The sequence below is a fragment of the Streptomyces sp. NPDC034099 genome (assembly GCF_055575415.1).
In genome coordinates, this window is record NZ_JBVISR010000002.1 from 743,715 (window position 1) to 764,169 (window position 20,455).

Consider the following 20,455-nt stretch of genomic DNA (forward strand, 5'->3'; position numbering starts at 1 on the left):
GATCAGAAGAGCTTGCCCGGGTTGAGGATGCCCAGCGGGTCGAAGACCTGTTTGACGGCCCGCTGCATCTCCAGGCCCACCGGGCCGATCTCCCGGGCCAGCCACTCCTTCTTCAGGACGCCCACGCCGTGCTCGCCGGTGATGGTGCCGCCGAGTTCCAGGCCGAGCGCCATGATCTCGTCGAAGGACTCGCGGGCCCGCCGGGACTCGTCGGGGTCCGAGGCGTCGAAGCAGACGGTGGGGTGGGTGTTGCCGTCGCCCGCGTGGGCGCAGACCCCGATGGTGAGGCCGTACCTGGCGGCGACGCGCTCGATGCCCTCCAGCATGTCGCCGAGCCGGGAGCGGGGCACGCACACGTCGTCGATCATCGTGGTGCCCTTGACGGCTTCGAGGGCGGTGAGGGCCAGGCGCCTGGCCTGGAGGAGGAGTTCGGACTCGGCCGCGTCCTCGGCCGGGACCACCTGCGTGGCGCCGGCGGCCTCGCACAGCGCGCCGACGGCGGCGAGGTCGGCGGCCGGGTCGGTGGTGTCGAAGGCGGCGAGCAGGAGCGCCTCGGTGCTCTCCGGCAGACCCATGTGGGCGAGGTCGTTGACCGCCTTGACGGTCGTACGGTCCATCAGTTCGAGGAGGGACGGCACGTGCCCGCCCTCCATGATCCGGCAGATCGCGTCGCAGGCGGCGGACGCGGAGGCGAACTCGGCGGCCAGCACCAGCTGCTCGGGCGGCCGGGGACGCAGCCCGAGGACCGCCTTCACGACGATGCCGAGGGAGCCCTCGGAGCCGACGAAGAGCCGGGTCAGGTCGTACCCGGCGACGCCCTTGGCGGTGCGGCGGCCGGTGGACATCAGGCGGCCGTCGGCGAGGACGACGTCGAGCCCGAGGACGTACTCGGCGGTCACCCCGTACTTGACGCAGCACAGGCCGCCGGAGGCGGTGCCGATGTTGCCGCCGATGGTGCACATCTCCCAGCTGGAGGGGTCCGGCGGGTAGGAGAGGCCGTGTTCGTTCACCGCGCGGGAGAGCGTGGCGTTGACGACGCCCGGTTCGACGACGGCGACGCGGTCGACCGGGTTGATCTCCAGGATGCGGTCCATCTTCGTCAGGGAGAGGACCACGCAGCCGTCGGTGGCGTTGGCCGCGCCGGACAGGCCGGTGCGGGCGCCCTGCGGGACCACCGGGACGCGCAGCTCGGTGGCGGTGCGCATGACGTGCTGGACGTCCTCGACGGTGCGCGGCAGGACGACCGCGGCGGGGGCGCCGGCCCGGCAGAAGCTCGCCATGTCGTGGGCGTAGGAGGCCGTGACGTCGGGGTCGGTGAGGACGGACCCGGCGGGAAGACCGGCGAGCAGGCGGTCGACGAGGATGCTCCGGTCGCCGGGGGTGCGGTGGACCGTCGCGGCTGCGTCGTCTTCGTCGCGAGGCGCTTCGATACGGCTCATGATCACAGGCTCGCATCCACGGCCATCGGTGTGAACCCCGCGGGCGGCACCCGTCGCCTGCCCGGTGTGATCGTCGTACGGGCGCACAGTGAGCCCCATGGAGGTCATGGAGAGGCTCACCCGGCGGGAACAGGGCGAGGCACCGGGACCCGGCCGGCGGTCGCGCCGCGGGCGCCGGGTACTGATCGCCTCCGTCGCCGGTGCCGCCGTGCTCGGCGGGGTCCTGGTGCTGCTCCCCCGGGAGGGCGGCGACGCTCCCCCGCCCGCGCCGGGGCCCGCGGCGCTGGCGCGCGGTGCGGTCACCACGGGGGTGCCGGCCGCGCTGCCGGACCTGGCGGCGCTGATCGGCGACCGGGAGACCCACGTGCGGGCGCATCCGCTGGACGGCGCGTCGTGGGCGGTGCTCGGCGCGGCGTACGTCGAGCAGGGCCGCCGTACGGCGGACGGCGCGAACTGGCCGAAGGCCGAGAAGGCGCTGCGCACCTCGCTGAAGACGGGGCCCGAACGCAACCCGCAGGCCCTGGAGGGGCTCGCCGCGCTGGCGGTCGCGCGCCGGGACTTCCCGGCGGCGAAGAAGTGGGGCGAGAGCGCGGTGCGGGCGGCGCCGAAGCGGTGGACGGCGCACGCGGTGCTGATCGGCGCGTACACCGGGCTCGGCGACGACAAGGGCGTGGGCCGGGCCCTGGACAAGGTGATGGAGCTGCGTCCGGGCGCTCCGGCAGTGGGCGCGCTGGCCGCGTCCGTCTACCGGGACCGGGGCTGGCGGGAGGACGCGGCGGCCCGGATCTCGGACGCGGCGGCCGCCGCCGAGGCACCGGCGGAGCGGGCGGCGTACCTGGAGCAGGCCGGGCGGCTGGCCTTCGAGCGCGGGGACCGTGCGGAGGCGCTGCGGTTCTTCCAGGAGGCGCTGCGCACGGACCCCGACCAGCGGGCCGCGCAGGCCGGGCAGGGCCGGGCGCTGGCGGCGCTGGGCCGGACGACGGAGGCGCTGTCCGCGTACCAGGCGGCGCTGGCCAAGCAGCCGAACCCCGAGTACGCGCTGGAGCTGGGCGAGCTGTACGAGTCGCTGGGCCTCGGGCAGGCGGCGCGGGTGGAGTACGACCTGCTGCGGGAGCGGGCGCGGGACGCGGAGGCGGCCGGGGCCGACGAGCAGCTGGTACTCGGGCGGCTCGACGCCGACCACGGCGATCCGGCGGCGGCGGTGGAGCGGCTGCGCGCCGAGTGGGGACGGCAGCCGGGGACCGCGGTCGCCGACGCGCTGGGCTGGGCGCTGCACCGCACCGGCGCGGACGAGGAGGCGCTGGAGTTCGCGACGATCGCGACCGACGGCGACAAGGGCGGCGGGGTGCGCAGCGCGCTGTACGTCTTCCACCGGGGCGTGATCGAGCGGGAGCTGGGGCGGTCCGCGTCCGCGCGGCGGCATCTGCGGGAGGCGCTGACGGTCAACCCGTACTTCTCGCCGCTGTGGGCTCCGGAGGCGGAGCGGGCGCTGGCGGAGCTGGGCGAGCCCTCGCTGGAGGGCCCGCCCGACTGACCCCGTGCGGATCAGAGGTTGCCGCGCTTCTCCTGCTCGCGCTCGATCGCCTCGAACAGGGCCTTGAAGTTGCCCTTGCCGAAGCCCATCGAGCCGTGGCGTTCGATCATCTCGAAGAAGACGGTCGGACGGTCCTGGACCGGCTTGGTGAAGATCTGCAGCAGGTAGCCGTCCTCGTCGCGGTCGACGAGGATCTTCAGCTCGCGCAGGACGTCGACGGGCACCCGGGTCTCGCCGGCCCACTCGCCGAGGGTGTCGTAGTACGAGTCGGGGGTGTCCAGGAACTCGACGCCGGCCGCCTTCATCGCGCGGACGGTCGCCACGATGTCGTTGGTGTTCAGCGCGATGTGCTGGACGCCGGCGCCGCCGTAGAACTCCAGGTACTCGTCGATCTGGGACTTCTTCTTGGCGACGGCGGGCTCGTTGATCGGGAACTTGACCTTGAGGGTGCCGTCGGCCACGACCTTCGACATCAGCGCGCTGTACTCGGTGGCGATGTCGTCGCCCACGAACTCCTTCATGTTCGTGAAGCCCATGACCTTGTTGTAGAAGCCGACCCACTCGTTCATGCGGCCGAGTTCGACGTTGCCGACGCAGTGGTCCACGGCCTGGAACACGCGCTGCTTAGGCGGGGCGACCATCGGCTTGGCGGGGACGTAGCCGGGCAGGTACGGCCCGTCGTAGCCGGTGCGCTCGACGAGGGTGTGCCGGGTCTCGCCGTAGGTGGCGATGGCGGCGAGGACGACGGTGCCGTGCTCGTCCTTGACCTCGTGCGGCTCGGCGACCGAGCGGGCGCCGTGCTCGACGGCGTAGGCGTGGGCGGCGCGGGCGTCCGGGACCTCGATGGCGAGGTCGACGACGCCGTCGCCGTGCTCGGCCACGTGCTGGGCGAGGAAGCGGCCCCAGTCGGTCGCGGGCTTGATCACCGAGGTGAACACGAAGCGGGCGGAGCCGCTCTCCAGGACGTAGCTCGCGGTCTCCCGGCTGCCGTTCTCCGGTCCGGAGTAGGCGACCAGCTTCATGCCGAAGGCGGTGGAGTAGTAGTGCGCGGCCTGCTTGGCGTTGCCCACGGCGAAGACGACCGCGTCCATTCCCTTGACCGGGAAGGGGTCGGCCTGCCGGGCGGTGTCGGGAGTGTGGTGTGTGGTCTGCGTCATAGCCGCAGGTTCTCCCGTGTCCGCAAGGTGCGCAATAGTTTGCGTTTTCACTGGGCAACCTGACCAGTGATACGCCGGGAGTGCCGGGCGATCTGTACAGGATGACCAGCCGGGAGGGTGAGGGGTATGGCGGGTACGGGGATCGACCGGCTGGACGGGCGGATCATCTCCCTGCTGGCCCGGGAGCCGCGGATCGGGGTGCTGGAGATGTCCCGGCGGCTCGGGGTGGCGCGCGGCACCGCGCAGGCGCGGCTCGACCGGCTTCAGTCGAACGGAGTCATCCGCGGATTCGGTCCGGAGGTGGACCCGGCGGCCCTCGGCTACCCGGTCACCGCGTTCGCCACGCTGGAGATCAGACAGGGCCAAGGAGCCGACGTACGGGCGCACTTGACGCATGTGCCGGAGGTCCTGGAGCTGCACACCACGACCGGAACCGGGGACATGCTGTGCCGCCTCGTGGCCCGCTCGAACGCCGATCTCCAGCGGGTGATCGACCGGGTTGTCGGTTTTGATGGCATCGTCCGGGCCGCCACGGCGATCGTGATGGAGAACCCCGTTCCGCTGCGGATCATCCCGCTGGTGGAGCAGGCGGCCGGGGACGGCGGCGGACAGGACTGAGGCGGGCCCGATCCCGGAGGTGAGCGGACGTGAACTTCTGGGACTTCCTGGGCAGCCGCCACCAGCAACTGCTCGCCGACGCCTATCAGCACGCCAGCGCGGTCTTCCAGTGCATGGTCGTGGCGACCCTGCTCGGGGTGATGATCGGCGTCCTCACCTACCGCAGCGACTGGGCGGGGAACCTGGCGACCCTGTCCACGTCGACCATCCTCACCATCCCGTCGCTGGCCATGATCGGTCTGCTCATTCCGATCGTCGGCCTCGGCGTGCCGCCGACGGTCACCGCGCTGACCCTGTACGGGCTGCTGCCGATCGTGCGGAACTCGATCGTGGGCCTGCGCGGGGTCGACCCGGCGCTGGTGGACGCCGCCACGGGCATCGGGATGTCGCGTCCGGCGCGGCTGCTGCGGGTGGAACTGCCGCTGGCCTGGCCGCCGATCCTGACCGGCATCCGGGTCTCCACGCAGATGCTGATGGGCATCGCGGCGATCGCCGCCTACGCCTCCGGGCCGGGCCTCGGCAACGAGATCTTCCGCGGGATCGCCTCGCTGGGCAGCAAGAACGCGCTCAACCAGGTCCTCGCGGGCACGCTCGGGATCATCGTCCTGGCCCTGCTGTTCGACGCGGCGTACGTGCTGCTGGGACGGCTGACCATTCCGAGGGGGATCCGTGTCTGAGACAGCGGAGTCCGTGGCCGGGAACGGCCACGACGGCACCACCGGCGCGACCATCGAGCTGGAGTCCCTCACCAAGCTCTACCCGGGCAATCCGCAGCCCGCCGTCGAGAACGTGTCGATGGAGATCAAGGCCGGGGAGACGGTCATCTTCGTCGGCCCCTCGGGCTGCGGGAAGTCCACCACCCTGAAGATGATCAACCGGCTGATCGAGCCCAGCGGCGGACGCATCCGCATCAACGGCGAGGACGTCACCGACATCGACCCGGTGAAGCTGCGCCGCAAGGTCGGCTACGCGATCCAGTCCTCCGGTCTCTTCCCGCACATGACCGTCGCCCAGAACATCGCCCTCGTGCCGAGGATGATCGGCTGGTCCAAGTCCCGCATCCGCTCCCGGGTGGAGGAGATGCTGGACCTGGTCGGACTGGACGCCGGGGAGTTCCACGGCCGCTATCCGCGCCAGCTCTCCGGCGGCCAGCAGCAGCGGGTGGGCGTGGCGCGGGCGCTGGCGGCCGATCCGCCGGTGCTGCTGATGGACGAGCCGTTCGGCGCGGTCGACCCGATCACCCGGGACCACCTCCAGGACGAGCTGATCCGCCTCCAGCACGAACTGCACAAGACGATCGTCTTCGTCACCCACGACTTCGACGAGGCGATCAAGCTGGGCGACCGGATCGCGGTGCTGCGCGAACGCTCCCACATCGCGCAGTTCGACACCCCGGAGGCGATCCTCACCAACCCGGCGGACGACTTCGTCTCCGGCTTCGTCGGCGCGGGCGCCGCCCTCAAGCGGCTGAACCTGACCCGGGTGCGGGACGTGGGCATCACGGACTACCCGACGGTGACCGTGGAGGACCCGCTCCAGCACATCTTCGACCGGCTGCGGGAGTCGGGCACCAACGAGATCCTGCTCCTGGACCGGCGCGGGCGCCCCTACAAGTGGCTGCGGCGCGGCGACCTGATGCGGGCCAGGGGCTCGCTGGCGCGGGCCGGGACACTGGTCCACGACACGGTGACCCGGGACGCGACGCTGCGGGACGCGCTGGAGGCGGTGCTCACCGACAACGCGGGGCGGGTCGCGGTCACCGGGCGGCACGGCGCGTACGAGGGCGTCGTCGACATGGAGACGCTGATGAACTCCGTGCACGAGCTGCTGGAGGCCGACCGGCTGGACGCACTGGAGCACCAGCACGACCTGGAGGAGACCCGGGCCACGCAGACACACACCGAGCAGGAGGGCTTCGGCGGGGTCGGGGGCCGCGCGTGAGCGGCTCCTCGCGCCCCTCCCCCGGCCGCCGTCCCGCGGGCGAGCACGAGGTCAAGGGGCTCGCCTTCCGCGACGAGGAGGAGAGCGAGGCTCCCCCGCCGTCCCCGGTGGCGGCGGGTCCCCGGGTCGGCTGGCGCAAGCTGACCTTCCTGCCCGTCGTCCTGATCGCCGTACTGCTGGCGACCTGGCTGTGGTTCCGGCAGGCCGACCTGGACGCGCTCAGCCGGAACGCGCTCGGCAACGGCCAGGTCACCAAGGCGCTGTGGCAGCACGTCCAGCTGACGGTGATCTCCACCTTCTTCGTGCTGATCATCGCGATCCCGCTGGGCATCCTGCTCACCCGCGGGGCGTTCCGGAAGGCCACCCCGTTCGCGATGGCGTTCGCCAACATGGGCCAGGCGACCCCGGCGATCGGTCTGCTGGCGCTGCTGGTGATCTGGCTGGGCATCGGCCGCAGGGCCGCGCTGATCGGCATCATCATCTACGCCGTCCTGCCCGTGCTCTCCAACACCATCGCCGGTCTGAAGGCGAACGACCCGACGCTCCTGGAAGCGGCCCGCGGCATCGGGATGTCCCCGCTGGGCGTGCTCACCCGGGTGGAACTCCCGCTGGCCGTCCCGCTCATCCTGGCCGGTGTGCGCACGGCGCTGGTCCTGAACGTCGGTACGGCGACGCTGGCGACCTTCGGCGGCGGCGGTGGCCTGGGCGTGCTGATCACCACCGGCATCACCAGCCAGCGGATGCCGGTGCTGGTCCTTGGCTCGGTCCTCACCGTCGCCCTGGCCCTGCTGGTGGACTGGCTGGCCTCGCTGGCCGAACTGCTGCTGCGGCCGCGGGGGCTGGAGGTGAGCACATGAGACGGCGTACCTGCTGGACGCTGGCCGCCGCACTCCTTTTCGCCTCCGCCGGGTGCGGTCTGACCAGCGGCTCCCCGATGGTCGACGACGTGGAGCCGGGCTCGATCGGGAAGGGGCGGCCCCTGGAGGGCGCCGATCTGACGGTCACCTCGAAGGAGTTCACCGAGCAGCTGGTGCTCGGCGCGATCATGGGCATCGCCTTCGAGGCGGCCGGCGCGGAGGTGCTCGACCGCACCGGCATCCAGGGCTCGGTCGGCACCCGCGCGGCGGTGGAGAACGGCGACGCCGACGCCACGTACGAGTACACGGGCACCGCGTGGATCACCTACCTGGGCAACAGCAAGCCGATCCCCGATCCAAAGCAGCAGTGGAAGGCGGTGAAGGAGGCCGACGCGAAGAAGGGCCTGACGTGGCTGGAGCCGGCCCGCCTGAACAACACGTACGCGCTGGCGATGAACCAGGCCAACTACAAGAAGTACAAGACCAAGACCCTCTCGGAGGTCACCGCCCTGTCGAAGTCCGACCCGGGCGCGGTGACGCTGTGCGTGGAGGGCGAGTTCGCCAACCGCGCGGACGGCCTGCCGGGCCTGGAGAAGGCGTACGGCATGTCGCTGCCCGCCGGGAACATCACGCAGATGGACACCGGCATCATCTACACCCAGACCGCGAAGGGCGCCTGTACGTACGGCGAGGTGTACACCACCGACGGGCGGATCAAGTCCATGAACCTGGTGGTGATGGAGGACGACAAGAAGTTCTTCCCGAACTACAACGCGGCACCGATGGTCCGCACGGCGACCCTGAAGAAGTGGCCGGCGATCGCCTCCGTCCTGGACCCGGTCACCGAGGCGCTGACCAACGACGTGGCGCGGACCCTGAACGCGAAGGTCGACGTGGACGGTGAGGACCCGCACCAGGTGGCGCTGGACTGGATGAAGGAGAAGGGCTTCGTGACGGAGGGGTAGGGCCGGTCCGCTCAGCAGGCGGGGACGCCGCCCCTGCCGCTCTCCAGCGCCTTGAGGGAGTCGACCGCGCCCTTGAGCGTCGTCACCGGGATCAGCCGGAGCCCCTTCGGCAGCTCGGACTGCGCGTCCGAGCACTCCGCCTTCGGTACGAGGAACACGGTGGCGCCGTCCCGCCGGGCGGCCTGCGTCTTGAGCGGCACCCCGCCGACGGCACCGACCTTGCCGCCGTCGGTGATGGTCCCCGTCCCGGCGACGACCCTGCCGCCGGTGAGGTCGCCGGCGCCGAGCTTGTCGACGATGCCGAGCGAGAACAGCAGCCCGGCGCTGGGCCCGCCGACGTCCTCCAGCCGGAGTTCGACGTCGACGCCGTCCTTGTCCATCCGGAGGTAGCGGAGCGCGGCCGTGGTGGCGGAGTCCTGCGACTCCTTCATCTGCTCCTGGTTGTACTGCTCGATCTCGCTCACGTCGTCGCCGCTCGGGTAGACGGCGTCGCGCGGCATCACGGCCCGGTCGGTGTCGAACCAGCTGCCGAGCACGTCCCCGAGGTGGATGCTCGCGTCCGGCCCGGTCGCCTCGATCGTCGTCATCCGCAGCTGCCCGCTGGTGTCGTGCGTCGGCGCACCGCTGATCGTGATCACCTCGGCCCCCCGGTTCTCGCCCAGCACATCGGCCGTCAGCCCCGGCTGCGCCACGGAGAACGGCAACGGCGCGAACACGGCGGTCGCGAGCAGCGCCACGACGGGCAGACCGCAGACGGCGAGGAACTGGGGACGCGTGAGACGAGAGAGCACGGGGTCAATCTAACGTGGCCCGGTCCCCGGGCCTCCGACGCCCGGACAGGACCCGGCTCAGCGCAGGGCCTCCGCCACCTCGCGGGCCGCGTGCATGACGCGTTCGCCGACTCGTTCGGGGACCACGTCGGCCAGCATGACGACGCCGACGCTGCCCTCCACTCCCGTCACTCCGAGCAGGGGTGCGGCCGCGCCGCAGGCGCCGGCCTCCAGTTCGCCGTGGGTCAGGGTGTAGCCGGGGGCCTCTGCGGTCTCGCCGGGGGGCTGCGCGGGCCGGCGGGCGGAGAGGATGGCCTTGCCCGCGGCGCCCCGTTCCAGGGGGTGGCGGAAGCCCGCGCGGTAGGCGACGTGGTAGTCGGTCCAGGTCGGCTCCACGACGGCCACGGCCAGGGCTTCCGCGCCGTCCACCAGGGTCAGGTGGGCCGTCGCCCCGATGTCCTCGGCGAGCGCGCGCAGGGCCGGCATCGCGGCCTCGCGGACCAGGGGGTGCACCTGGCGGCCGAGGCCCAGGACGCCGAGGCCGACGCGGGCCCGGCCGCCCAGGTCGCGGCGTACGAGTGCGTGCTGTTCCAGCGTGGCGAGCAACCGGTACACGACGGTCCGGTTGACGCCCAGTTTGTGGGACAGCTCGGTGACGGTCAGCCCGTGGTCCGTATCGGCCAGCAGTTTGAGGACCCGCAGTCCCCTGTCGAGCGTCTGAGAGGTCTCCGCGGTCACGACGCCCACTCCTTAGTGGTGAGGTCGGCGGCCCTCCTCGCGGGGATGCGTCACCGAGTCCCGTCAGTGACGCGCTTCAGAGGCCGCCGATCGGCTGACGGCCCGGCCTTGTCCCGGGCCCAGTCGCTTCACGGCTGCGCTCCGCGGCGGCGCTGCCACGGGGCGTGTGCGTAGCGGGACAGTAACTACCAGGTCCGCTCAGCGGAAGGCTCCGTCCAGAATCCGGGCGCCAACCGTTATCGACTGCCGGTGTTTGTCCCGGTACGTTCCGCACACGCCTCCGGCGCCGCAGCGACCCCGCCTCACTTCATGCGCGTCGCCCACTCCTGCACCTTGGCGATGCGCTGGCGCAGCTGTCCGCCGGTCGCCTCGGCGCTGGGCGGGCCGCCGCAGACGCGGCGCAGTTCGGTGTGGATCACGCCGTGCGGTTTGCCGCTCTGGTGGACGTAGGCGCCGACCATGGTGTTGAGCTGCTTGCGCAGCTCCATCAGCTCCTTGTGGGAGACCACCGGGCGCCGCTCGGCGGGCAGTTCGAGCAGGTCGGCCTCTTCGTCGGGCTTCTTGCGGCTGTGCGCGATCTGCCTGGCCTGCCGCTTCTGGAGCAGCAGCTGCACCTGGTCGGGCTCCAGCAGGCCCGGGATGCCGAGGTAGTCCTGCTCCTCCTCGCTGCCCGGGTGGGCCTGCATCCCGAACTCGGCGCCGTTGTACATGACGCGGTCGAAGGTGGCCTCGGACTCCAGTGCCTCGAAGGCGAACTGCTCCTGTTCGCCGGTGTCCTCGTCCTGTTCCCGGTTCGCCTCGTCCATCTCCTTCTCGGACTCGGCGTAGGGGTCCTCCTCGCCCTCCTTCTTGGGCTTGTCGAGGACGTGGTCCCGCTCGCGCTCCATCTCGTTGGCGAAGGTGAGCAGGTCGGGCACGGTGGGGAGGAAGACGGAGGCGGTCTCGCCGCGCCGGCGGGACCGGACGAAGCGGCCGACCGCCTGGGCGAAGAAGAGAGGGGTGGAGATCGTCGTGGCGTAGACGCCGACCGCGAGGCGCGGGACGTCGACGCCCTCGGACACCATGCGGACGGCGACCATCCAGCGGTCGGTGCTCTGGCTGAACGTGTCGATGTTCTTCGAGGCGCCCGCGTCGTCGGACAGCACGACGGTGGCCTTGTCACCGGTGATCTCCCGGATCAGCTTGGCGTAGGCGCGGGCGGAGTCCTGGTCGGCGGCGATGACGAGCGCCCCGGCGTCCGGGATGGCCTTCCTGACCTCGGTCAGCCGCTGGTCGGCGGCGCGCAGCACGGCCGGCATCCACTCGCCGCGCGGGTCGAGCGCGGTGCGCCAGGCCTGGCTGACGGCGTCCTTGGTCATCGGTTCGCCGAGCCGGGCGGCGATCTCGTCGCCCGCCTTGGTGCGCCAGCGCATGTTGCCGCTGTAGCTCATGAAGATGACGGGACGCACCACGCCGTCGGCGAGCGCCGAGCCGTAGCCGTACGTGTAGTCGGCGGCGGAGCGGCGGATGCCGTCGTTGCCCTCCTCGTACGCGACGAAGGGGATCGGGTTGGTGTCCGAGCGGAAGGGCGTGCCGGTGAGCGCGAGACGGCGGGTGGCCGGCTCGAACGCCTCCAGGCAGGCCTCGCCCCAGGACTTGGAGTCACCGGCGTGGTGGATCTCGTCGAGGATCACCAGGGTCTTGCGCTGCTCGACGCGGTTGCGGTGCAGCATGGGGCGTACGCCGACGCCCGCGTAGGTGATGGCGATGCCCTGGTACTCGCGGCTGAGCGGCCCCGCGCTGTACTCGGGGTCGAGCTTGATCCCTATCCGTGCCGCGGCCTCGGCCCACTGCTTCTTCAGGTGCTCGGTCGGCGCGACGACGGTCACCTGCTGCACGACGTGGTGGTGCAGCAGCCAGGACGCCAGCGTCAGCGCGAAGGTCGTCTTTCCGGCGCCGGGGGTGGCGACGGCCAGGAAGTCCCGGGGCTGGTCCTGGAGGTACTTCTCCATCGCCCCCTGCTGCCAGGCCCGCAGCTTGCCGGCGGTGCCCCAGGGGGCACGGCCGGGGAAGGCCGGGGACAGGTGGTGCGAGGTGCTGGAGCTGGCGGTGGTAGTCACGGTCTCCGAAGGGGGTAGAGCGGCTCGGCCACGTATGACAACCGGGCCACCCTACCGGCGGGCCGACGTGATCAAAGCGCGCACGGGGGCGGGTCACCCCCGGGTGGGACGGACGTCACAGCCGCCCCGCCCGCCCCTTCGGGTCGTGGGCGGCTCACTTCTCCCGCACCCGCGTCGCGACCCACGCCCCCACCAGCGCCACCGCCGCCATCGGCAGGAACACCGCGGCGAAGGCGGCCGGGTGGGAGCCGGTCGCCTCGGTGGCCGCGTGGCTCACCGTGCCGCCGCCGAGGGCCGCGAAGGCCGCGCCGCCGGCCGACAGCAGGACGACGTTGGAGAGGCCGTCGGAGATCTGCAGGGCGGCGGAGTTGGCGCCGGCCTCCTCGGGGGCGGAGAGCTTGAGCAGCAGCACGCTGGTGGAGGAGATCACCAGGCCCATGCCGAAGCAGCCGAAGGCCCAGGCGACGGCGACCGTCCAGGCGGGGACGGCGTCGATCAGCACACTGGGCGCCGTGGCGACGGCCGCCGCGACCAGGAGCATGCCGAGGGCCATCAGGCGCTCCCGGTGCGGTTCCAGACGCGGCCGGGACTGCAGCCAGGAACCGGCGGCCCAGGTCGCCCCGCCCGCCGCCAGGGAGAGTCCGGCGAGGGTCGGGCTGAGCCCCCGCTGTGTGACCAGCATGAGCGGGACGAAGGACTCGGCGGCGATGAAGGACCCCGCGGCCACCCCGCGCAGCAGGACCACGGAGGGCAGGCCGCGCACCGCCCGGTAGGTGCCGCGCGGCAGCAGTCCGAGGACCGCGGGGACGAGCAGCGCCACGCCCACCGCGCCCGGCAGCAGCGACACCCAGCGCAGGTCCTGGGCGGCGTACTGGAGCAGGCCCGCGCCCAGCGAGATGGCGAGGGCGAGGCGGATCCGGCGGCGGTCGAAGGAGGCCGGGGTGCCCGCTCCCCCCACGGAACCTGCCGCGCGGCTGCGTATCTGCGGCAGCGCGAGGGCGAGCGGGACGACGACCAGCACCGGGATGCCGACGAACACCCAGCGCCAGCCGAGGTGCTCGGTCACCGCGCCGGAGGCCAGCGGGCCGACGACGGACGGGACCACCCAGCCCGCCGCGAACGCCGCCATGATCGCGGGCCGCAGCCGCTCCGGGTAGGCCCGCCCCACGACGACGTACAGCGCGACGATCACGAGCCCGCCGCCGAGCCCCTGCACGGCTCGCCCGAGGATGAACAGCCACATCGCGCCCGCCGTCCCGGACAGCACGAGACCGGCCGCGAAGGCGGCGATGCCGGTCGTCAGGGGCGCCAGCGGCCCGCGCCGGTCCGACCACTGACCGGAGAGCACCATCCCGAACAGGCTGGTCGTGAAGTACCCCGAGAACGCGAACGCGTACAGCGACACCCCGTCCAGTTCCCGCGCCGCCACCGGCATCGCCGTGCCGACCGCCGTCGCCTCGAAGGCGATCAGCACGATGACGGAGACGATGCCGATGCTCAGCGCCCGGTAGGCGCGGCTCAGCACGGTCTCGGCGGGGGCGGCGGTGGCGAGGGAGGGCTCGGCGGGGACGGCGACATCGGTGTCGCGGGGCTCAGGGACGGTCATGGTCGCCAGAGTAAGGGCCGACGCCCGCTGTGACCCCTGTCGGGAGACGGGGCGGGACCGGGACCTTGGTCGTACGACCGCCCGCCGTTCGTGAACGCGGTATGGCAGTCGTGTTGCGGCCTCCCCGGATTCCTTGAGCGCCTGTCCCCGCTCCGCCTACCGTCGAGTCACGAAGTCGGACACGGCCGTGTGCCCGAGTGGTTGAGGGGCTCGCCTGCAAAGCGAGTTACGCGGGTTCGATCCCCGCCACGGCCTCCAGCAGCGCCGCGCGGCGCAGTGCCCAGAGGGTGAGGGCTAGGGCGGAGACGTCCGCCACCAGGGGGTGGAGGGTGCCGTCGGGCGTCCTCCAGGTGAGGACGGCGCCCGTGGTGCCGTCGACGACCACGTGCGCGCCGTCCGCGAGCCGTCCCAGGCGTACGAGGTGCTCCGCGCCGGCCGGGACCGGGTGCCCGGGGTACTCCTCGCCGTACTCGGCCAGCGTCGGCAGCGGCAGGTCGTCCGCGTCCAGCCGGAAGGGGTGGGCGTCCTCGGGCAGGCCCGTCTCGCGCAGGAAGCGGCGGGTGGGCGCGTGGGTGAGGGTCTTCGGGAAGTCGATGTCCTCGAAGCGCGTCACCCGCTGACGGCCGAACTCCCGGTCAAGGAACCGGGCCGGAAGCTCCTGGGCGGTCCCCGGCTCCGCACGGTGGCTCACCGCCAGGAGCAGGCAGCTCATCAACGCCGACGTGTTCCACAGGGACGGCCGCTCGCAGCTTCCCTGGGACCGACGGGAGGCGCCGCGCGTCCACGACGGGTCCTCCACGGACGTCGCGAGGCGGACCCGGGAGACCAGCGAGGGGATCGGCGCCCGGACGTCCGCCGCCGCGTCCCGCATGGTCGTCGTACCACCAGTGACCGCCTGCATGGTCTCCCCCGAGCTGTATGGCCGTCCGTGTGCCGACGGCTGTCGTTCGCACTCCTTCGGAGACTACGCGCCACCACTGACAACGCGTCTGCGCACGGACGCCGTCGCCCGGTAGGACGCGCCGGGCCCCGCGCCCGTTGCCTCACGCGCGCGGGCGGATCGGCTGCCGCTCAGTGACCGGTGGCCACCGCGGCCTGCGGGCGGATCGGGAGGCGGTTCACCGGGCGTCCCGTGGCCGCGCGCACCGCGGAGGCGACGGCCGCCGGGGACGCCACCACCGGTGCCGCGCTGACGGCCTTGGCGCCGAAGGGCGCGACCACGTCACGCTCCTCGACGAGCTTCACGATCCGGATGTCCGGGGCGTCCAGCGCGGTCGGCAGGGCGTAGCCGGTCAGGTCGGGGTGACGGATCAGACCGCGCGGGGTGCGGAGGTTCTCCGTGAGGGCGATGCCGACGCCCTGGGTGACGCCCGCCTCGATCCGGGCGGTCAGCTGGGCCGGGTTCAGGACCCGGCCGACGTCCTGGGCGACGGCCAGCTCCACGACCCGTACCGAGCCGATCTCGATGTCCACGTCCACCACCGCGCGGATCGCGCAGAAGGCCATGCCGACGAACGCGTCGCCCTGCCCGGCCTCGTCGAGCGGCTCGGTCGGGTGCGGGCGGCACTGGGCGGTGGCCCACAGCTCCTTGCCGTCCAGCGCCTCGCTGACGGTCGTCGACAGCACGCCGTCGTATGAGGTGATCTTGCCGTCGGCGATCTGGAGCAGCTCGGTCGACATCCCGAACTGGTGCGCCAGCGGCTGGAGGAGCTGGGTGCGGACCATTTTGGCCGCCCGCTCCACCGCACCGCCCGACACCCAGGTGTGCCGGCCCCGGCAGCCCGGTCCGGCCGGGGGCTGGTCGGTGTCGACGGGTGCCACCTGGACTTCGTCGACGCCGAGGGTGTCCTGCACGATCTGCCGGGCCAGCGTGGTGAAGCCCTGGCCGGTCTCGACGGCCGCGCACAGCACCGTCGCGACGCCGTCCTGGACCTTCACGGTGGCCGTGGAGACCTCGTCGGCGCCCTCGGCGCCGAGCATGTGCACCATGCCGATGCCGTAGCCCACGCCCCGGCGCACCGCGCCCGGTTCGCCCGCGCCCTCGGGGCCGCCGGGCAGCAGCCACTCCTCCTCGGGCGTGTCCTTGGGCAGCGCGGGGAGCGGGAAGTCGCGGACCGCCTGGAGGAGTTCGGCGACCGGGGCGGGGCACGTCACGGTCTGGCCGGTGGGCAGCACGTCGCCGGTGGCCAGGACGTTGCGCAGCCGCACCTCGGCCGGGTCCAGGCCGAGCTTCTTGGCGACCTTGTCCATCTGCGCCTCGTACGCGGCGCACACCTGCATGGCGCCCTCGCCGCGCACATGGCCGGAGGGCGGGTTGTTGGTGCGTACGGCCCAGCCCTCGATGAAGGCGTTCGGGACGACGTAGGGGCCGCAGGCGAAGGCGACCGCGGCGGCCAGGGCGTCGGAGGAGGTGTCCGCGTAGGCGCCCGCGTCGAGCAGGATCTGCGCCTCGACCTTCACGACCCGGCCCTCGGCGTCCGCGTGGTGGCGGTAGCGCAGCAGGGTGGGGTGGCGGTGGGTGTGCCCGAGGAAGGACTCCTCGCGCGTGGCGGTCAGTTTGACCGGGCAGCCGGTCTTCAGCGCGAGAAGGCCGAGCGGCAGCTGGAAGCCCTGGTCCTCGCGGTCGGCGGTGGCGCCCGGCACCCCGGTGACCACGATCTTCACCTGTTCGGGGGGCAGGCCGTAGCAGGCGGCGGCGATGTCGCGGTCGCCGTGCGGATCGGTGGAGGCCAGGTACAGCTCCACGCCGCCGTCGGGGCGCGGTACGGCCAGACCCGCCTCGGCCCCTATGGGCGCCGGGTCCTGGCGGCCGATGCGGTACAGGCCCTCGACGACGATCTCGCCGGCCGCCTCCGGGTCGCCGTGACGCAGCGGGATGTGCCGGATCAGGTTGCCGTCGGGGTGCAGCGGCTCGGCCTCGAAGGCCTGCTCCGGGTCGGTGACCGGGTCGAGCACCTCGTACTCGACGATGACGGCGGCGGCGGCCATCCGCGCGGTGTCGGGGTGGTCGGCGGCGACGGCGGCGAGGGGCTCGCCGTGGTGGCGTACGACCTCGGAGGCGAACACAGGGCGGTCGGCGTGGCCGCCGCGGCCGTGCAGCGGGGTGCCGGGCACGTCCTCGTGGGTGACGACCGCGCGTACGCCGGGCATCTCGCGCGCGTGGGTGGTGTCGATGGACACGATGCGCGCGTGCGGGTGCGGTGAGCGCAGGACGGCCGCCCACAGCAGGCCCTCGGCCCACAGGTCGGCGGCGTACGGGAAGGTGCCCTCGGTCTTGGCGCGGGCGTCGGCGGGCGGCAGGGACGCGCCGATGCCGTGCGGGACGGGCTCGGGGACGGGGGTCGCCGCCTCGGCGGTTCCCTCGGCCTCCGCAGTCGCGGCGTCGTTGCTCACGCGTGGCCTCCGTCCCGGCCGTGGGTGCCGTGGTCTCCGTGGTCGCCGTAGGGCGACTGGTCGTGCGGTCCTGTCGGGTCCTGCGCCCCGGGCGGTGGCCGGGACTCGAACGCCGCCGGGTTGACGCCGCCCGCGCCGGGACCCGCCTGGTGCGGGATGCGGGGCTCCTCGGTGTCGGCGCCCGCCTGCGCGTCGGCGTCGGCGTGCGCCTCGCGTTCGGCGACGACCTCCTGGACGGCCTCCAGGACGCCCCGGTAGCCGGAGCAGCGGCACAGATTGCCGCACAGGGCCTGGCGGGCCTCCAGTTCGGTCGGGGCCGGGTTGCCCTCCAGGAGGTTGTGCACGGTCATCGCCATGCCGGGCACGCAGAAGCCGCACTGCACGGCGCCGCGCCGGGCGAGCGCCCGCTGCACGTCCGACGGCTGTCCGTCGGTGGCCAGGCCCTCGACGGTGCGCACCTCGCTGCCGGCCGCGGTCACGGACGGGACCAGGCAGGAGGCGACGAGACGCCCGTCGACCTGCACGTTGCAGGCGCCGCACTCGCCCTGCGAGCAGCCGTCCTTGGCGCCCGCGAGGCCGAGCCGCTCGCGCAGCACGTACAGCAGCGATTCTCCGATCCAGGCGTCGGTGACGGGCCGGTCGGCGCCGTTGACGCGCAGCACGTAGGAGGCGAGGGGGTGTTCCTCCTGCGGGCCGGCGGGGGCCGCCGGCTCCTGGGCGCCGTCGGGGTCGGTCTCGGTGGCGCCCGCGTCGGTCCCGTCCCCGTCCGCGCCGGTACGGGCGTCGACCGCGTCGACCGCGTCGACCGCGTCGTCCCGGGGGCCGTGCTCCTGGGCGGGCTCGGGCACGGGCTCCCGACCGGCCGCGGGTTCCTGGCCCGGCAGGGGGCCCTCAGGGGCCTCCGGGTGAGACTCGGGCCTCGCCTCCTCGGCGGGGCCCGGTGAGCGCCCTGTCGGCCCGTCAGGGGCCTCCTCGGCCCCACGGGGCCCGTCGGCGACCGTCCCGCTCCCGGCGGCGAGCCCGGTGACCGGTCCGGCCGTTCCGCCGTCCGCCGGTACGCCGGGATCGGCGGCGGCTTCGGTCTCGGGCTCCGGCTCGGCGATGTCGCCGGGCGCGTGGGCGTACGGGCCGTCGGCGGGGCGGAAGCCGTCCGGGCTCGCGCCAAGGTCGCGCCCGTGCGCGGATGCGGTCGGCTCCGGCTCGTGCGGTGCGACGGCGGCGTCGGGGCCGTGCCCGTGCCCGCCCTCGGTGGAGTCGTATCCGTGCCCGCTCACGCCGGTGCCCGGCCCGTGCGCGGGCGCGTCCGGCTCGGGCAGGCCGACGGCGGCGTCGGGACCGTGCCCTTGCCCGTGTCCACCCGCGGTGGGGTGGTAACCGTGCCCGCTTTGGGCGGGACCCGGCCCGTGCGGGCTCGCGGCGGACCGCTCCGCGTCGGACGGTCCGGTCGGCGCTGCGGCCTCGCCCCAGGGCTGACCGGCGGGCCGGGCCGACGGTGTGCCCCGGTCCTCGGCGGGCCCGGTCTGTGCCGGGTCCTCGCCCCACGGCTGGCCGGTCGGCTGGGTCGCCCAGGGCGCGGGGGCGCCGCCGGGGAGGGTGGCGGGAGCGCCGGTGCCCCACTGCTCGGCCAGGGACGACGTGGTGAACTCGCCCGACTCGTCCGGCAGGTCGCCGTCGGCCACGGGGATGGACCACTGCCCGGTCACGTCCTGGCCCTGCGCGTGTCGGTCCGCCCCGGCCTCCGGGTCGTTCTGCGACGCCTGCGAGAAGTCCCACTGTCCGGTGGCGCCGGGCTGGTAGGCGAACCGGTCGTCGTGCCCGGGGACGCCCTGCCCGGCGTGCCCGCCGTAGGGCGCTGCCCCGCCGTAGGGGTCCTGCTGGGCCACGTAGTCGCCGTACCCCTGGTGGGCGGCGGGGTCCTGACCGGCGTCCGGGGCCTGCCACTGGGCGCCGTCCACGGGCGCGGACGGGGCCGACGGCACCGCCCAGGAGCCGGTGGCGGCCGGGTCGGTGCCGGCGGTGGTGGCGGGCGCGACCGTGATCTGGGGCGGCACGTAGCCGTGTCCGGGCGCGGCGAGCGGACTCTCGGAGGAGGCGAGGAGCGCGTCCACGCCGCCCTCGGGGAGTTTCACGAAGGCGGTGGCGCCGTCGTCGTAGTCGCCCTGGGGCAGCGGGTCCCAGCGGCTGCCGCCGGGGGGCGTGCCCCCCGCGTGCTGATCTCCGTGCGGGTCGCCGTGCTGGTCGTCGGTCACGACAGCGCCCTCCCCAGTGCTCGTCGGGCCAGCGCGGCGACGGTGCGCCGCAGGTGCAGTACGGCGGGCGGAAGCTGCGGCACGGAGCCGTCCTCTTCCGGGGCCGCGTCGGGGATGCAGGCCGCGGCGACGTACTCGCCGAATCCGTGCAGCGCCTCCGGGACGACGGCGCGGCCGTTGTCCCAGTCGATGAGCGAGGCCACCCACTGCTCGGCTTCCAGGGGCCGCAGCGGCATCGGCGCGATGGCGCCCACCGCACACCGCACCCCGCGCCGGGCGGGGTCGAGGACCAGCGCCACGGAAGCCGTCGCGCGGCCGGGTCCGGTGCGGCCGGTCGCCTTCAGGAAGACCTGCGGCGCGTGCAGCAGCGGCACGCGCACGTAGCCGATGAGTTCTCCCGCGCGGAGCATCTCCATGCCCGCCAGCAGGTGCGAGACCGGCATCTCCCGGCGGGCGCCGTCCGGGCCCGCGATGATCAGGGTGGCCTCCAGGGCGGCCAGCACCGGCAGCGCGTCCCCGGTGGGGGCGGCCGAGGCGATGTTGCCGCCCAGGGTGCCGGCGTTGCGGATCTGCGGCGGTCCGGCGGCCCGCGCGGCGGCGGCGAGCGCCGGGATGAGCGCGGCGAAGTCGGGGCGGCCCATACGGGCGTGGGTGAGTCCCGCGCCCAGCAGCGCGTGCCCGTCCTGGTACTGCCAGCCGCGGATCTCGCTGATCCGGCCGAGGCCCACCAGCGCGGCGGGCCTGAGCTGACCGGAGTTGACGGCCGCCATCAGGTCGGTGCCGCCCGCGACCGGAACGGCCGCGGGCATCGCGGTGAGCGCCGCCACGGCCTCGTCCAGTGTCGTGGGCAGCGTGACGGCCTGCGCCGCCTGCGGTGCGTGCGTGGTCAAACCGACTGCCCCTTCCCGCTGTCCCACCTGGTCCCGCCCATGTGGCCGTACGGTACGACCTGACAGGGCGGACGTGGCAACTCTGGCACATCTTCGCAGGGCCCGAACGCAGGGGTCCGCTAGGAGGCATTCGCCCGCCTCGTCGGCGAGATGGTCCGTTTTCACACGGGATCTCCGACGATCGGAGCTACGCGCGATG

The 20,455-nt window shown here is 73.4% G+C and carries 16 protein-coding genes and 1 tRNA gene; 7 read left to right on the top strand and 10 right to left on the bottom strand.

Annotated elements, in window-relative coordinates; all coding sequences use genetic code 11:
* Window positions 1-2 precede the first annotated feature (2 nt).
* A complete protein-coding gene (locus ACZ56V_RS08405) occupies window positions 3-1,445 on the bottom strand; it encodes an FAD-binding oxidoreductase (RefSeq protein ID WP_467378388.1) in 1,443 nt (480 codons plus the stop codon).
* Window positions 1,446-1,536: 91 nt separating this feature from the next.
* Here ACZ56V_RS08405 and ACZ56V_RS08410 point away from each other — a divergent pair, with 91 nt between their 5' ends.
* Entirely contained in the window at window positions 1,537-2,973 is a 1,437-nt protein-coding gene (locus tag ACZ56V_RS08410; protein WP_468940313.1) for a tetratricopeptide repeat protein, read from the top strand.
* Between the two features lie 11 nt (window positions 2,974-2,984).
* Here the strand turns inward: ACZ56V_RS08410 and hppD are convergent, their stop codons facing one another.
* Window positions 2,985-4,130 carry a 4-hydroxyphenylpyruvate dioxygenase gene (gene hppD / locus ACZ56V_RS08415; protein WP_468940316.1) on the bottom strand — a complete coding sequence of 382 codons (1,146 nt, stop codon included), beginning with the start codon at window positions 4,128-4,130 and terminating at the stop codon, window positions 2,985-2,987.
* Between the two features lie 126 nt (window positions 4,131-4,256).
* Between hppD and ACZ56V_RS08420 the strand changes: the two genes are divergently transcribed.
* From ACZ56V_RS08420 to ACZ56V_RS08440, 5 genes are read left to right on the top strand one after another with little or no spacing between them, the layout of a single operon-like run.
* Window positions 4,257-4,748, top strand: a complete 492-nt coding sequence (locus ACZ56V_RS08420) for an Lrp/AsnC family transcriptional regulator (RefSeq protein ID WP_356361562.1) — start codon at window positions 4,257-4,259, stop codon at window positions 4,746-4,748.
* Window positions 4,749-4,777: 29 nt separating this feature from the next.
* A complete protein-coding gene (locus ACZ56V_RS08425) occupies window positions 4,778-5,425 on the top strand; it encodes an ABC transporter permease (RefSeq protein WP_468940320.1) in 648 nt (215 codons plus the stop codon).
* On the top strand, window positions 5,418-6,689 hold the full coding sequence (locus tag ACZ56V_RS08430; RefSeq protein ID WP_104636339.1) for a betaine/proline/choline family ABC transporter ATP-binding protein: 1,272 nt from the start codon (window positions 5,418-5,420) through the stop codon (window positions 6,687-6,689). The genes ACZ56V_RS08425 and ACZ56V_RS08430 overlap by 8 nt, the downstream gene beginning before the upstream one ends.
* Window positions 6,686-7,546: an ABC transporter permease gene (locus ACZ56V_RS08435; RefSeq protein WP_398910488.1), complete on the top strand. Its 861-nt coding sequence runs from the start codon at window positions 6,686-6,688 to the stop codon at window positions 7,544-7,546. The genes ACZ56V_RS08430 and ACZ56V_RS08435 overlap by 4 nt, the downstream gene beginning before the upstream one ends.
* Window positions 7,543-8,511, top strand: a complete 969-nt coding sequence (locus ACZ56V_RS08440) for a glycine betaine ABC transporter substrate-binding protein (RefSeq protein ID WP_468940325.1) — start codon at window positions 7,543-7,545, stop codon at window positions 8,509-8,511. The genes ACZ56V_RS08435 and ACZ56V_RS08440 overlap by 4 nt, the downstream gene beginning before the upstream one ends.
* 11 nt (window positions 8,512-8,522) lie before the next feature.
* Here the strand turns inward: ACZ56V_RS08440 and ACZ56V_RS08445 are convergent, their stop codons facing one another.
* The 4 genes from ACZ56V_RS08445 to ACZ56V_RS08460 form a co-directional block, all read right to left on the bottom strand.
* A complete protein-coding gene (locus ACZ56V_RS08445) occupies window positions 8,523-9,302 on the bottom strand; it encodes a S16 family serine protease (RefSeq protein ID WP_467378395.1) in 780 nt (259 codons plus the stop codon).
* Between the two features lie 57 nt (window positions 9,303-9,359).
* A complete protein-coding gene (locus tag ACZ56V_RS08450) occupies window positions 9,360-10,019 on the bottom strand; it encodes an IclR family transcriptional regulator (protein WP_356361571.1) in 660 nt (219 codons plus the stop codon).
* 302 nt (window positions 10,020-10,321) lie between these two features.
* Window positions 10,322-12,118: a DEAD/DEAH box helicase gene (locus tag ACZ56V_RS08455; protein WP_398910482.1), complete on the bottom strand. Its 1,797-nt coding sequence runs from the start codon at window positions 12,116-12,118 to the stop codon at window positions 10,322-10,324.
* 154 nt (window positions 12,119-12,272) lie between these two features.
* Window positions 12,273-13,724: an MFS transporter gene (locus ACZ56V_RS08460; protein ID WP_467378397.1), complete on the bottom strand. Its 1,452-nt coding sequence runs from the start codon at window positions 13,722-13,724 to the stop codon at window positions 12,273-12,275.
* 183 nt (window positions 13,725-13,907) lie between these two features.
* On the opposite strand from ACZ56V_RS08460, the gene ACZ56V_RS08465 reads away from it, so the two are divergent.
* Window positions 13,908-13,982: transfer RNA gene (locus ACZ56V_RS08465), tRNA-Cys, on the top strand.
* Here ACZ56V_RS08465 and ACZ56V_RS08470 read toward each other — a convergent pair.
* The 4 genes from ACZ56V_RS08470 to ACZ56V_RS08485 form a co-directional block, all read right to left on the bottom strand.
* Window positions 13,951-14,625, bottom strand: a complete 675-nt coding sequence (locus tag ACZ56V_RS08470; RefSeq protein ID WP_468940330.1) for an SUKH-4 family immunity protein — start codon at window positions 14,623-14,625, stop codon at window positions 13,951-13,953. The genes ACZ56V_RS08465 and ACZ56V_RS08470 overlap by 32 nt on opposite strands.
* Window positions 14,626-14,795: 170 nt before the next feature.
* On the bottom strand, window positions 14,796-17,117 hold the full coding sequence (locus ACZ56V_RS08475) for a xanthine dehydrogenase family protein molybdopterin-binding subunit (RefSeq protein WP_468940333.1): 2,322 nt from the start codon (window positions 17,115-17,117) through the stop codon (window positions 14,796-14,798).
* Entirely contained in the window at window positions 17,114-19,366 is a 2,253-nt protein-coding gene (locus tag ACZ56V_RS08480; protein WP_468940336.1) for a 2Fe-2S iron-sulfur cluster-binding protein, read from the bottom strand. The genes ACZ56V_RS08475 and ACZ56V_RS08480 overlap by 4 nt, the downstream gene beginning before the upstream one ends.
* Window positions 19,363-20,256, bottom strand: coding sequence for an FAD binding domain-containing protein (locus ACZ56V_RS08485; RefSeq protein ID WP_104636069.1), 894 nt, complete (start codon window positions 20,254-20,256; stop codon window positions 19,363-19,365). Before ACZ56V_RS08485 ends, ACZ56V_RS08480 begins: the two co-directional genes overlap by 4 nt.
* Window positions 20,257-20,455 lie beyond the last annotated feature (199 nt).